This is a genomic window from Vibrio sp. Vb1574 (genome assembly GCF_033338675.1).
This window is the reverse complement of sequence record NZ_JAWOTC010000489.1, coordinates 1-1,021: the sequence shown is the minus strand read 5'-3', so window position 1 is coordinate 1,021 and position 1,021 is coordinate 1. Positions and strand designations below refer to the sequence as shown.

Annotated in this window: 2 protein-coding genes; both read left to right on the top strand. The window is 45.7% G+C overall.

What is annotated here, in order from left to right; translation table 11 throughout:
* A partial coding sequence (gene vmeU / locus R7O12_RS27075; protein ID WP_318127145.1) for a multidrug efflux RND transporter periplasmic adaptor subunit VmeU occupies positions 1–787 on the top strand: 787 nt, incomplete at its 5' end.
* The coding region (locus tag R7O12_RS27070) for an efflux RND transporter permease subunit (protein ID WP_318127144.1) at positions 787–1,021 on the top strand (235 nt) is incomplete at its 3' end. The genes vmeU and R7O12_RS27070, both read left to right, overlap by 1 nt.

Genomic DNA, 1,021 nt, shown 5'->3' with positions numbered 1-1,021 from the left:
CAAAGAAAAGCAAGCGGTAAATGATGCTGAAGCGCAATACACGCTTGCGATTCGCCAGCTTAAACGAGGTGAGGAACTGCACGGTCGCCAAATGATATCCAAAGCAGAACTGGATGAGCTGACCGCAAACAAGGAACTGGCAGAGGCAAACTTCTATAACGCCACCAACCAGTTGAACTATACGCGTTTATTTGCCCCGTTTGCAGGAAAAGTCTCAGACGTTTTCAAAGAGCGTTTTGAGCGCGTGGCGATTGGCGAACCTGTACTGAACTTGTATCAAAACGATGTGGTTTATGTGCGCATCGAATTGTCTGACAACGTGTTAGCGATGGTGAACCCAACCGCACAAAACATGAGTTATAAGCCGCGTGCGACGTTCTCTGGTATTCCAACAACGTATGCGCTGGACTATTTAGAGCACACTAGCGAGCCAAACTCAGAAACACAGACTTATGAGATGTACTTAACCATGCCTCAACCAGAGCAAGAGATTCTTCCGGGCACCAGTGTGAGCGTGATGGTCGACATGATCAAAGCCGGTATCACTTCTATCGATGGTTACAACATCCCAATGACGGCACTTCAAGCAGGCAACGATGACAATGAGTTCTTTGTTTGGAAAATAAACAGTGACGCTGTCACTAAAGTGCCTGTGGCGATTTCACAAGTTAACGGTGAAGGGGCGATTGTCTCATCGGGAATCACTCAAGGTGATGTGTTGGTTAATTCAAACCTACGTAAATTACGCGAAGGTAAACATGTGGATGTTGTGGAGAAGGAACAATAATGAACATTGCTGAGTATTCCATTAAGAACAAAGTCATCAGTTGGTTGTTCATTGTTATTCTTGCTATCGGTGGGGTGACTTCATTCCTAGAGCTTGGTCGATTAGAAGACCCTGCGTTTACGATTAAGGACGCGATGATTGTCGCGACTTATCCTGGGGCGACCTCCAAAGAAGTGGAAGAAGAATTAACGTATCCGCTTGAGAAAGAGATTCGTAAACTGCCGTACATTGATC